Annotated in this window: 9 protein-coding genes; 6 read left to right on the plus strand and 3 right to left on the minus strand. The window is 45.1% G+C overall.

The features are described from left to right. Positions 1–520: 520 nt before the first annotated feature. The 5 genes from WD077_01170 to WD077_01190 all read left to right on the plus strand — a co-directional run bounded on the left by WD077_01170 (position 521) and on the right by WD077_01190 (position 7,454). A complete protein-coding gene (locus WD077_01170; GenBank protein MEX0965820.1) occupies positions 521–2,299 on the plus strand; it encodes a T9SS type A sorting domain-containing protein in 1,779 nt (592 codons plus the stop codon). 173 nt (positions 2,300–2,472) lie between these two features. Beyond that, positions 2,473–3,324, plus strand: coding sequence for a 3-hydroxyacyl-CoA dehydrogenase NAD-binding domain-containing protein (locus tag WD077_01175; protein ID MEX0965821.1), 852 nt, complete (start codon positions 2,473–2,475; stop codon positions 3,322–3,324). An 82-nt stretch (positions 3,325–3,406) separates the two neighbouring features. Then, positions 3,407–5,497: a PrsW family intramembrane metalloprotease gene (locus WD077_01180; protein ID MEX0965822.1), complete on the plus strand. Its 2,091-nt coding sequence runs from the start codon at positions 3,407–3,409 to the stop codon at positions 5,495–5,497. Positions 5,498–5,654: 157 nt separating this feature from the next. Next, complete coding sequence (locus WD077_01185) at positions 5,655–6,443, plus strand: M48 family metalloprotease (protein MEX0965823.1); 789 nt, start codon at positions 5,655–5,657, stop codon at positions 6,441–6,443. Between the two features lie 51 nt (positions 6,444–6,494). Next, positions 6,495–7,454, plus strand: coding sequence for a mechanosensitive ion channel family protein (locus WD077_01190; GenBank protein MEX0965824.1), 960 nt, complete (start codon positions 6,495–6,497; stop codon positions 7,452–7,454). Here the strand turns inward: WD077_01190 and WD077_01195 are convergent. From WD077_01195 to WD077_01205, 3 genes are all read right to left on the minus strand, one after another. Then, entirely contained in the window at positions 7,448–7,855 is a 408-nt protein-coding gene (locus WD077_01195) for an SRPBCC domain-containing protein (GenBank protein MEX0965825.1), read from the minus strand. The genes WD077_01190 and WD077_01195 overlap by 7 nt on opposite strands. 212 nt (positions 7,856–8,067) lie before the next feature. Further along, on the minus strand, positions 8,068–10,926 hold the full coding sequence (locus WD077_01200) for a M43 family zinc metalloprotease (protein MEX0965826.1): 2,859 nt from the start codon (positions 10,924–10,926) through the stop codon (positions 8,068–8,070). Positions 10,927–10,964: 38 nt separating this feature from the next. Beyond that, positions 10,965–11,363: a hypothetical protein gene (locus tag WD077_01205; GenBank protein MEX0965827.1), complete on the minus strand. Its 399-nt coding sequence runs from the start codon at positions 11,361–11,363 to the stop codon at positions 10,965–10,967. Positions 11,364–11,560: 197 nt separating this feature from the next. Between WD077_01205 and WD077_01210 the strand changes: the two genes are divergently transcribed. After that, on the plus strand, positions 11,561–11,941 hold the full coding sequence (locus WD077_01210; GenBank protein ID MEX0965828.1) for a TerB family tellurite resistance protein: 381 nt from the start codon (positions 11,561–11,563) through the stop codon (positions 11,939–11,941). The last annotated feature ends 35 nt before the right edge of the window (positions 11,942–11,976 follow it).

Below are 11,976 nucleotides of genomic sequence, written 5' to 3' on the forward strand. Positions count from 1 at the left end.
TTTTCGCAATCATCAGCCATTTATTTTCAGGTGGGTGCTTCATCTTTTGAGGCACCCACTTTTGGTTTATACAGCAGTTTTCCCGTTTAATAAAAGGAGCAGGAGAAAATCGCCTTTTTATATTTAGATTTAAAAGCATGGATTTTCGATATAATAATTGGTGCTGTACTTAAAACCCAATTCTCCAAATATCTGAATAAATGAATTTTTCTGACAGTGTAACTTATTGTGCAACGGCATCTTATTTATTTAATTATAAAAAAATACATTGATCATAAATGGCCGATTCAACTGCTCTAGGCGGCTTCCCTTCGAGATGGATACCGCAGAACTCAACGGCACCGGGAACCGGGAAATTGATAGCCGGATAGCATTCCGAAGCGGGAACTGATAAACCTTACAACTGGCTGAAATCGAATTAACTAAAGCATATCCAAAAATGGGTATCTCTAATTTTGAACGGAAATAATTTAAAGCTGAAAAGGGCTAAAATCTTCAACATTTAAAAACATTATAAAAAATGAAAAGACGCCTACAAACCACGCAAACCCAACGGCAAAAGGCCAGGATGAAACCGCTGCGCGTTGCGATTGCAGTTACTGCGCTTACCGGACTTTTGGTCACCGTTTTGATAATTGTTTTCAGCGTTGGAGCTCCACAGGATAGCACTGCATCAGGAACATGCACAAGTTGCGACTACACCATTGATGATAATTTTACGGGAAGCTATACCGTGAACAATGGGAAAACGCTGTGTATTTCATCCACCGGGATATTTACCTGCTCTATTACTTTAAAGAATAAAGCTATCCTTTGTAACAATGGAATCTTTGAGCCGTCATCCGTTTCTGGTAATAATAAAGGAGAAATTATTAATCACAATATAGCGACATTTCCCTCCAATTTTTCTTATAGTGCAGACATTACCAATACCGGCATTATGAGCTTCAACGGTAATTTTACTAACAGAGGCACTTTTAATAACAGTGGCCAGATTGCCTTGCTGGGCAACTTTACCAACAGCAGCAGCGGAGGCACTAATTTAACTTCCTCCAATAGCTTTACGATTACAGGAAATTTTACGAATCAAAGTTTGTTTGAAAATAACGGCTTTTTTGAGGTAGGTGGAAGTTTCGACAATTCAAGCAGCGGAAATACTTCCTTTCCCAATAACGACAGTCTTTTTGTAGGTGGAGTTTTTAACAACAGCAATGACTTTTTAAATAATGGCGGGGCAATGATCACCGGCAATTTCAATAACAATAATACAGGTGCTGCTTCGCTGGAAAATACCGGGGTCATGATCATTAATGGAAATCTGGTAAGCCACCAACTGGTAGACAACAGCGGCAGACTATTTATCAATGGCGATATGACCATGAGCAACAGCGGCTCTACAAGAACAGTGAACGACAGCGTATTCGTAGTTCATGGAGATTTAACAGCCAATAATATAGTAACTAACAACAGCTACTTCCAGGTAAATGGCATTTACACCAACATGAAGTGGTCAGGAAAAATTTTGGTAGGCCCAGGCAGTATGCTTGAAGTGGACAGCCTGATGAACGAACACATTATAGAAAATAATAATACTCCTTACGGACAAATAGTGGTTGGCAGTTATTTAAATAACAGTGGTACGATCTCTACGTATGTTGATATTTGCAAATCTGATAACTCATCTGCATTTGATGAGAACACAGGCAGTGTCGATGAAGATGTAACGTATTGTGTTAACAATACGCCTCTTCCGGTTGAGTTGCTCGCCTTTACCACTAAAAAAACCGAAGGCGTGGTATTGCTGGAATGGTCAACCGCCAGCGAACTCAACAACCGTCTTTTCGAAGTTCAGCGCAGAATAGAGAATGGCCGTTTTGAGGTGATTGCGGAAGTAGCCGGAGCCGGTAATTCCCAGACCTTACAGGAATACCAGTATGTGGATGCCGGTGCCGTTCCACAGAAAATAAACTATTATCGCCTCCGCCAGGTAGACTATGACGGTGAATATGCATATTCCAGCATTGCAGTTTTGCAGGATAAAGCTGAAACTCCGTCCCTGACGAATGAGGTAAACATTTATCCAAACCCGGTAAATCGGCAGGAACCGCTCAGGGTAGAACTGAATGGAGAGTGGTTAGATGCTAGCTATCAGGTGCAGAATATGAGCGGCAATATCACTTTGCAAGGTGCCATTAGTTCCGGAGGACAGATTGCCACCAACAATCTGAAGCCTGGAATTTATCTTGTGAAAATTTATAATGAAACGGATTCCCGCACCACAAAAGTTATTGTGAGATAGACTGTTTTCTTAGATTAATCAGGAAAAGGGTTTCGCTGGAGGCGGTGCCCTTTTTTTATTATTTTTTAATCTTAAAAGTCGAATCTCGCCCGTCCGGGACTTTTCATGCAAGCACTTTTATACCCGCGATTCCCTTGTAGTACCTTTGCACTTACTCAAAAGCAATTTTAATTATGACCAATATTAAAACCATAGCAGTAGCCGGAGCAGGGACCATGGGGCTTGGTATTGCCCAGCTTTCAGCAGCCTCCGGGCATGATACCATCCTTTTTGATCTCCGGGCTGAGGCACTGGAAATTGCGGAGAAAACCATCAGGAAACAACTGCAGGGCGGGGTGGATCGCGGAAAAATTACGGCTGAAGAAATGGAAGCCGCAGTTGCCCGGATCCGATACACCACCCATCATCAGGACCTCAAAGCTGACGTCATTATCGAAGCGATCATCGAAAAGCCTGAACACAAAATTGAGTTGTTCAGAAACCTGGAAGGTCTTAATGATACGAACGTGATTTTCGCTACCAATACTTCATCCATTCCTGTAACGCAAATTGCAGCCGGGCTTAACAATCCTGAGCGGGTAGTGGGAATGCACTTCTTCAACCCCGCTCATATCATGAAGCTGGTGGAAATAATAAGTGGCGCAGCAACAGATGAAAAAGTGGCGCAAACGGTATTTGAGCTTGCAAAGAAAATGGGCAAGAAACCTGTGATGGCTAAGGATTCGCCCGGTTTTATAGTGAACCGCGTTGCAAGGCATTTCTATGTGGAGGGCCTGAAGGTGCTCGAAGAAAACGTAGCCGACCACGAAACCATAGACGAACTGCTGGAAGCTTCCGGGTTCAAGATGGGGCCATTCCGGCTCATGGACCTGATAGGCGTGGATACAAATTTTGATGTAACCAGCAGCATGTTCCGCAGTTTCCAATATGATGGGAAATTTCGCCCAAGCCGCATTCAGGAGCAGAAAGTACAGGCCGGACACATCGGACGGAAGAGCGGGACCGGCTTTTATAAATACAATTGAGCTATTTAATATTTATAAGTCCTTATCATAGAAGGCGTCAATAACGATCCTGAATTCCAAGTAACCAAAATCTCAAAAACGATTGTTTACCGGCTGGCCAAATTTTGTGCTTTGGATTATTATTATCCTTGCCATTCTTCAATTCCTCTTTTGGAAGCGGCAGAACGTGAAAAAGCCACTTTGGGATTTCGGGAGCTATAATCTCATTTTCATCAGTATTTTCCTTTCGGCTATCATTTATATGATGGTTCAGTGGTTTGTGCAGCCCGTGCTGATACAGGACCCGCAGGAACTGGTAGAGGAAGGAGAAAAGCGCCATCTGCCCGGCATGGCAGTGGAAGGCTATGAAACCTTATTGGCGGCAGAACCATACAATGCCCGTTATCATTTCCAGTTGCTGCGCACCTATTTTTATGCTGATGAAGCGGTGCTTCAGGAATATGAAATTGCCGGGGACGATGTCCGCGGTATCATTCCCCGCTACCGCGCCCACACCCGTGGAAAGACGCAGGAAGAACAGGACATTGGCCACCTGGGGCTATCTACCGTTAATTACTTCCTGAATGATTATCAGGTTGCGCTTTATCATCTCCTCAAAATCCGGAATGACACGCTCCCAAACCTGAACCTTGTCTCAGGAAAAGTAATGGAGGGACTTGGGGAATATGAGAAAGCGATAGAATATTATACGCGGGAAATTAATTACAAGGGAAATGTTGAAGATGGCTACATTTCTCTGTCCTCGCTGTTATCAGACCAAAACCGGAAGGAAGAACTGCAGCAATTGCTGGTGGAAAAAGAAGCGCGCAAATATGTTCCCATAGGAATACAGCGAAAGGTATTCTTTCAGCAGATGGACCTGCCTGCATATTTCGGTGCTATCATCAAAGCCATAGCCCGGAAAATTGACCTGCTCGGATTCCTGGGCGCATTCCTCATTTTGGCGGTCTGGGTGATGTATTTGGTGAAAATAGATATGTATGAAAAGGAGAAATGGTATCACCTTCTGTTCACGTTGCTTGCGGGCGCTGTATTCGCACTGCCGGCATTTTACCTGCACGACTTTAACCGGTTGGTGCTTGGCTACGAGCTGAATGGACAGCCTCTCCACGACTTTATTTACTGCGTGGTGGGCATCGGAATGGTGGAAGAGCTGGTGAAGATCATCCCGTTTCTTCTTATCATGCGCTTTACCAAAATACTGGATGAACCGATTGATTTCCTGGTATATGCTTCGCTGGCTGCCCTCGGTTTCTCATTCACCGAGAACCTGCTCTACTTCACCCCTGATGAACTGGACGTGATCCACAGCCGCGCCCTCCTTTCGTCTGTCTCTCACATGTTCGATTCATCCATTATTGCTTATGGATTTGTGCTTGCCCGCTTCCGCCATCATAAACGATCCTGGCCATATTTCCTCATCTTCTTCGCCCTTGCCGCCCTCGCTCACGGATTTTATGATTATTGGCTTATTGCTGATTTCAACAAATATTACATTCTTTTTACTATCCTCTTCTGGGCCAGCAGCCTTTATATGTATTCCTCTTTGCTCAACAACGCGCTGAATCATTCACCCTTCTTTACGCAGGAAGTGCTGCTGGATACCGGAAAGTTGCTGAGCTATCTTTTCGCTTCGCTGCTGGGAGTCTTCATGTTTCAGTATGTGGCCATGAGCATTTTCTATGGGCCGGATTACGGACAAGTCGTGCTTCGCAATTCCTTTATCTCCGGAGGCTTTTTGCTGATCTTCCTTTCCTTCAACATGAGCAATTTCCGTATTCGCAGAAACAAATGGATGCCGGTCCGATTCTTCACCTCTCATATTACTGCTGACGCTGATGATCCGGTCGGCCTCCATGTGGAACTTCATTCGCTGCCGAAGCATGATACGCTGGAGGATCTGCTGCCGGCAAAAGGTAACATTACGGGCCGCATAAATATTTCGGGCGAAGACCGGTGGTACTTGGTACAACTGAATGAAATGCGAACTTTCGGCAGCGAAAACTTTAATCAGCTCCTGGTGCGCAATCCTCAGAACAAAATATTGCTGATGGACGAAAATAAACTTCCGGTTTTCCTGATGCTGCCCCGTGTGCCGCTGCCAATGGCAGGTGGCGATTTCCGCATTTCTGATTTCCACTATCTGGGCCAGGCCAGCATTGAGGAATCGTAAAAGGTTATTCTGTTTTACCTTTTAATTTTATGGCGCACATTTTTTAATAAATACAAGACCAGCATTAAACAAATAAAATCTTTGAAGAAAACCCGAACAAGTAGGTTGCTTTTTTAATTTCTATAGAGTTGGTTCTCAATTTTAAAATTCAAAATTCATGAAAAAAATATTTCTAATTTTTGCGCTGTTGGCACCAATGCTTTTTGGCTGCAATGACAACCCGGACGATAATACGCTCAATATATTTTCTGTAGAAGATGATATTTCCCTTGGACAGCAAACCAGCGAGGAGATCAACAACAGCCCTGCGGAATTCCCAATTCTGGATGAAGGGCAATATCCCGAAGCTTATGCCCACCTGCACAGGATCCGGGATAATATATTGAACAGCGGAAAGGTATTTTACAAAGACAGGTTTACCTGGGAAATGAAGATCATCCACGATGATGATGTGCTGAATGCCTTTGCCGCACCTGGAGGTTATATATATGTCTATACCGGGCTCATCAAGTTCCTGGAGGCTGAGGATCAGTTTGCAGGAGTGCTTGCACATGAGATTGCCCATGCTGACAGACGGCATGTCACTGATCAACTCACCAAGATCTATGGTATTCAGTTTATGCTTGATGTAGTGCTCGGAACAGATCAAAATGCCATCTCTGACATTGCTGCTCAGTTGGCCCAGTTGAAGTTCAGCCGGAGCGCGGAGTCTGATGCTGATGAATATTCCGTAATCTATCTGTGTCCTACTGAGTTGGAGGCAGACGGAGCGGCTGACTTTTTCAGGCGGATGGATGATTCCCAGCGACCTCCTGAGTTTTTAAGTACGCACCCAAATCCTGAAAACCGGGTTGAAAAAATTGAAGAGAAGGAACAGGAATTAGGCTGTACAGGTACGGAGGAACATGTGCAACGTTACCAGGATTTCAAAAACAGCCTGCCATAATCCCGGCTTACCTGAACCCGGTGGAGAAATACTAACTTCCGGCTCTTTTAAGTGATTCGAGAATCAATGTTCAATGAATGGGTGGAATGGCTGCAGCAGGTGCTGCACATAAATTCCGAATCGCAGATAAAAATATTGATCACTGCGGGCATTTTGGTGCTGCTCTACGTCCTGAGGCAGACACTGCTTGCGGTGGTATTTCGCCATCAGAAGAACCTTAAAGTTCAATACCACTGGCGCAAAACCTCAACGTATCTCACATTCCTGATCGGGCTGCTGATCCTTATCCAGATCTGGTTTGAGGGATTAGCCTCCCTTGCCACTTATCTCGGATTGCTTTCGGCAGGTATCGCCATAGCGCTGCGCGATCCGCTGGTGAACCTGGCCGGCTGGGCCTTCCTCGTATGGCGCAGACCCTTTGTTGTGGGCGACAGGATTGAAATTGCAGGCGTTGCGGGCGATGTCATTGATATCCGCATTTTCCAGTTCACTCTTGTGGAAATAGGAAACTGGGTAGACGCTGACCAAAGCACGGGAAGGATCATTCATATTCCCAACGGACAGGTTTTCATTCATACCCAAGCCAATTACACGATGGGTTTCGGCTATATCTGGAATGAAGTACCCGTACGGATCACCTTTGAAAGCAACTGGAGAAAGGCCAAGAAAATATTGCAGGACATAGCGGAAACCCGCACCGAACACCTGAGTAAGCCTGCTGAGGAAAAAATCCGGCAAGCCTCCCAGAAGTACATGATCTTTTATTCCAAGCTTACGCCCATAGTTTACACAACGGTAAAAGATTTTGGCGTGGTCCTTACGCTGCGTTTTCTTTGTGATCCCAGGAAAAGACGTGGCACAGAAGAAGTGATCTGGGAAGAAATTCTGGAAAAATTCCAGCAGGCCAGTGACATTGGTTTTGCCTATCCTACCACTCGTTTTTTCAACAATCTTAAAGAAGGTAGTCCTGGAAGCGGCCCTGAAAATCCTGCCTTAAACCAGGATCAATAGGTGAGTTCAAATAAGCTTCGGACTTGCGGAATCATTAAGCCATTCCAGGTAACTTCCCACTTCTCCAGTGCCTCTTCATTGGGCAGGTCCCGGTGAAGGATCAGGATACCGGAGCCGTTTTTTTTTGGAGTAAAACTATACTCCACCATAGAATCCTCCCAGTCATCCGCCCAGTTGGTTTCGCGAATGGTATAGCCGAGATAATAACCGGGATCATACTCCTTGACAATCCCGCTGATCTGTCCGTCAAAATAAGAGAGCTTCCCTCCTATTCTGGGTTCAACAAAGCCTTCCTTTTTGCTCCACACCTGTATGAGTTCAGAGTTGGTAAACGCGTTGAAAACATCATCAGGAGAGGCAGGGAGATCGAATTGCAACTGGATTTTGTAGCCTTTTTTCATATCCTTTTTTTGTTTAAACTTACGCATTTTTGATAAAATACAACTTACTACGTAAGAATTTTTATCCGGACATGACGGCTTCTGAATATAAAATGAATGAATTTTTGTTGGAAGCAAAAACATTCTCTGCCGGCAACATGAAGAGGTGAAGATGAAATAAGCGAACACCGGAAAAGGAGGAGCAGCAATGACCGACCTGAATCAGGATTGGATTACTGCCCCAGAAGGAATTTCTTTACCAGCCATTGATCATCGGAATAAACGCGGATCAGGTATAATCCGGAGGCTCTTTCGGGTAAAGTAAAAGTTGCGGCACTGTGGGATATTTCCTGTTTCCGGATGAGTTTTCCGCTTGCATGGTAAATTTCAACATTGGCGCGGGAGGTCTGCCAATTCTTTAACCAGATATTCAGCGTGTTTCCTGCTATAAACCATTCCAGATCGGGTTGTTCCTCAATGCCCGTGGGAAAGGCCGTTACAGGTTCAGAAAAACTTGTACAGCCTTGCACATTTACTACTGCCACCTGGTAGCTGCCAGAAGACACCAATTGAAGCGTTTGCCCTGTCTCTCCGGATAATAATTGCCCGTTCTTCCACCACTGGTAGGATGAAGCAGGAGTTGAAACCAGCAGATCATCCAGCCGTGTAATCTCCGGTTGAGGCGGTCGTGTTTTTATGGTAATATCTACTGAGCGACTGGCGGGACAGCCATAAAGATTTTCGGCAAATACTGAATATGTCTGATCAACTGTAGGTTGCAATCTGATCTTCTGACCAAAGAAAATAATGCTACCACGTCCATCGAGCCAGTAATGGTCGTACCCGCCTGTAGCTTGTATGGTCAGCGAATCTCCCTGACAGAGGCTGCTGTCAGAGGCTGAGATAGTGAGAGCGGGAGGTTCAGCGATAGTGATAGCATCCTGAAGGAGAATGGAATCAGCACCGGCTGCATTTTTCACCACCAGTTTCATCGCATACCTTCCCGGAGCCTGATACCGTACCACCGGCTGCTGCAAAGAGGATGTGGCAGGAATTCCTCCGGGAAACTCCCAGTGCCACTCACTTGGAAAATTACCTGAGCGGTCAGAAAACAAAATTGCCTCATTGGCGCAGGCTGTATCTTTTTTCAGAAGAAATGAAGCCACCGGTTTCAAGGCTCCTATTTCCGATTTTATACTAATATCATCAAGGTAGAGGTTATTTCCCCAGCCTGACCAATTGGCTATTGCTAGGTAGACAGATGGCTGTCCTTTTAAAAATCCCAGAGATACTTGCTCCTTTCGCCACTCGTTCTGCTGCGGACGGAAAGCCTGTGTTTCGTCAGTGGTGGTGGCAAGGTCGGATCCGCCTTTGCGCCAAAACGGGAGGAAAGTCTGACCACAATCCAGCGAATAATAAAGCGCCAGTGTATCAGAATAGTCTTCACTAAAACGAGCATACGCCACCTGAAAAGTCAGCCATGCGGTGGAATCGGGAGGCAGGTTCAGCCGGTTGCTGATGAGTACATCCACATTCCCATAAGGATCAGAAATGAAATCATAGTTATCAAAATAAATACTCCAATTCCCGGCAGTATCAGCGCTTGCCGTTCCATCGAATTGCCAGGTACGATCGTTATCAGGATTGTACGGCAGCCAGCCAGGCAGCACGTCTTGCTCTTCAAAATTTTCATAAAACGGCAAGGTCATTTGTCCGGCCTTTAATACCGTAATATTATTCTCCCGGTAAATTGTGTCCCGGCCAAAGGAATTCCCGGCTATCAACATCACACTGTAAATGCCATAATCCGGGATCATGATCTGCGGATCCGGAAAAGTTGAAGTAGCCACCGTCTGTCCAAACTCATTAAAAAATGTCCATTCCCAGGTATCCGGCTGATTCGTGCTTCGGTCAGTAAACTTCACGCTTTCTCCTTCGCAAATGCTGTTTCTGTTCATCTCAAAAAATGCTGTGGGGCGCGATATGGGAAGGTAAACCTCACTGTTCGTCAGTTCCTTCCTTCTGGGGCAAATAGCCAGCACCGCTCGCATCCGGGCCCTTTGATCGAGCGTAAAAACGTTCATGCATGAATCCGGAGTGTAATTCATATAGTTCTCCGCCATATCATAGCCGGAATCGTTCGCGCAAGTATTAAAGCGGGAATAACAGATATAGTTGGGTTCGCTGCTAACTGGCGTGTCATCGCAATAATCATCCGAATTGCAATCACCATCGCCCCAGACGTGGCGCAGGCCCAGCCAGTGACCCAATTCATGTGTAAGTGTCCGGCCCTGGTTGTAAGGAGCAGCCACATTCCCCTCGCTGCCAAACGCGGTGTATCGGATCACGATGCCGTCTGTAGAAGCAAGACCGGCAATTTGAGGCAATCCTGGTAAGTTACTAACACTTGGAAATTGTCCGTAACCCAGGTTATTTTTTAATGCACCCCCGTAATTGACGGACCATATATTCAGATATTGCTCCGGATCCCACTGTGTGGCAGGCTTCAATAATTGCTCAATCTGGCTCACTGAGTTCCAGGAACTGTGATTACCGTTAACCCGGTTTACGCCCGGTTCTGTCAGTACCTGGCCTTCCGGATCGCGCAATGCCAGTTCGAATTCTATTTCGGTATCAGCCCCGGACGAATGGCCATTAAATCCTGGCGTATGCTCTTTTCTTCGAAAATCCTCGTTTAAGATTTCAATCTGCGATTTTATCTGGTCAAATGAAATATTAGCTCCGGTGCCTTTTGCTTCGCCATTATGTACCACATGCACCACCACCGGAATAATATGTACCTGGCCATCCTTATTGGCGGAGTTCTGCTGCAACTGGATTTGAGCGGCAATGGCCTTTTCGAATTCAGCCGCACTTTCAAGATCAGCAAACTTGAGATGTTTTTCCTCCCAAATTTCCACTGCCTGGCAGTTTCTGGTAGCAGGAACAGGCGCTGGTAGGGAATAGCCTTTCGGGCCTGTGTCCGCTCCTTTACCGTGAAGTGTTACTTTGCCTGAAGGCTGAAATATATTTTGAGCCGCTGCCGGCAATAAACAGATTACCATCAGCAGAATAAGAATAAGTCGGAACATCTGTGGTGTCTTGGTTATGGCTGAGCTAAAGGACACCCTTATTTCTCGTTGCTGATAATCATTATATCCTCGTTATAAGCATCAATTTTAAGAACAAATGCATCTCCTTCTTCGGTAACCACGCGGATGTGAGTACTGTCTTCAGCCGTCCACAGGCCGGTTTTCTTCACTATTTCATTTTCATGCGAAATCTGGTGGAACACGATGCTGCCATTCTTTTTCAGATATAACTCCTCCCGCTCTCCGCTCTCTGCTTCAGGTAAATCAGATCCTGCGGGGCGGAACCAGCGCTCCTGCTGTGTATCTTCCTCGTAGGAATGTACCCACCGGTTGTAAATGTACTCGCGATACTCTTCGTGCTGGCTGCATTTGCTCCCACCGAATAGCAGGGCCGATCCCAGCAGTACAATTGAAAGATAGTGATTGTGCATTTTCATTACTGTATAGTTTTTCAATAGTTGGCAGCGAAGCTAAGCCGGAGGAGCAACGGCAATGAAGCCACAATCTTCTATATTCTTACAGAAGAAATATCCTGTATGTAATTGTTCCAATTTTACCATTCAACTAATTGGCGAAAAATGACGTTGTAGAGGCATTAAATATTTGGAAAAAATTAATCAAAATTAAAAACAGAATGAAACAAAAAGAATTGGCAGAATTAGGCTATCAAATACTCATGATACTGGCCATTGTGGATGGAGAATATGAGGAGAACGAAATAGATGTGATCCTTAATTTTATAAAAGAAAACTATACCCAGGAAATTAATCTGGAAGAGCTCAACGACAGGCTGTCAGAGCTGCCTCAATCGCAACAACTGGAATATCTGGAGAAGCTGGTGAAAGGTTTCAATATGCTGTCCTCGCATGATCAGCGTGTGCATTTCCTTAATTTTGCTATTGACCTTGTTTCGGCAGACAATAAAATTGAACCCGAGGAAAAAAGAACCTTATCAAAAATTGCCAGCTTTTGGAATGTTGATTACGACACTTCCATTTTAAAACGAATGGAGTAACCCCTGTCAACCGGCATGGCAATTTCTCCGTAACG

This window comes from Bacteroidia bacterium, assembly GCA_040880525.1.
Lineage (GTDB): Bacteria > Bacteroidota > Bacteroidia > CAILMK01 > JBBDIG01 > JBBDIG01.

Coding starts and splice junctions, on each gene's coding strand:
- WD077_01200 (MEX0965826.1), bottom strand. CDS start 10,926: ATGTTCCGACTTATTCTTATTCTGCTGATGGTAATCTGTTTATTGCCG.
- WD077_01210 (MEX0965828.1), top strand. CDS start 11,561: ATGAAACAAAAAGAATTGGCAGAATTAGGCTATCAAATACTCATGATA.
- WD077_01185 (MEX0965823.1), top strand. CDS start 5,655: ATGAAAAAAATATTTCTAATTTTTGCGCTGTTGGCACCAATGCTTTTT.
- WD077_01195 (MEX0965825.1), bottom strand. CDS start 7,855: ATGAAAAAAGGCTACAAAATCCAGTTGCAATTCGATCTCCCTGCCTCT.
- WD077_01205 (MEX0965827.1), bottom strand. CDS start 11,363: ATGAAAATGCACAATCACTATCTTTCAATTGTACTGCTGGGATCGGCC.
- WD077_01170 (MEX0965820.1), top strand. CDS start 521: ATGAAAAGACGCCTACAAACCACGCAAACCCAACGGCAAAAGGCCAGG.
- WD077_01175 (MEX0965821.1), top strand. CDS start 2,473: ATGACCAATATTAAAACCATAGCAGTAGCCGGAGCAGGGACCATGGGG.